1 protein-coding gene is annotated in these 700 nt (G+C 74.4%); it reads right to left on the bottom strand.

Going from position 1 to position 700, the window contains the following annotated elements; translation table 11 throughout:
• The coding region (locus tag DEIPI_RS40510) for a hypothetical protein (protein ID WP_045234835.1) at positions 1–700 on the bottom strand (700 nt) is incomplete at both ends.

The following is a 700-nucleotide window of genomic DNA, read 5'->3' as shown; positions in this document are numbered from 1 at the left end:
CCCAGCGGAGCGCGTCGGCTTCCTCCATGCCGCGCGCGGCGGCCTCGCGCCAGAGGCGGTCCTCCTCCTCGGTCAGGGCGCGCGCCGCGTCCTCGCCCTCGCCGATCAGGTCAGGCAGACCCTGCCCCCTGAGACTGGCGCGGCGCCGCAGCAGGGTGGGGTCGTCGAGGAGCCGCAGGTAGATCGCCTCGGCCGAATCGAGCTTCGACAGCACCGGGTGGTACGGCGCGTCGTCCGGCCGCTTGCCGTAGGCCATCGCCTCGAGCCAGCCGGCGAGCAGCAGGTCGCACGCCAGCGCCCACGCGTCCGGCTGCTTGTCCTTCCCACGCGCCGGGTGCCCCAGCAGCAGGTGCAGCGCGAGCTCCGCGAAGCCGTACTTGAGCTCGTCGTGAGTGAGGCCCGCGCCGAGATTGACGTACACGGTCCGCGCGCGCGGGTCAAGCGCGACGCCCGAGACGCGCATCCTGAGGCACCGCACCGGGTCGAGCTCGAGGCTGAGCTCGGACAGGGCGGGCCTGAGGTGCGGGACTTCCTGGCCGACGTCGCTCCACGCGAGCAGCACCGCGTCCACGCGCCGCTCGTTGGCCTCGTTGGCCTTGTCGCCGCGCCGCCCGGCCAGCACGGGCCTGAGCGCGGTGGAGAGTTCCTCCATCGCCTTCACGAGCCCCGCGGCGGGCGCGCCACGGCCGTCCGCCTGTGC

This window comes from Deinococcus pimensis DSM 21231, assembly GCF_000519345.1.
GTDB lineage: Bacteria > Deinococcota > Deinococci > Deinococcales > Deinococcaceae > Deinococcus_A > Deinococcus_A pimensis.
The sequence above is the reverse complement of the archived record's forward strand: the minus strand, read 5'-3'. Positions and strand labels throughout refer to the sequence as shown.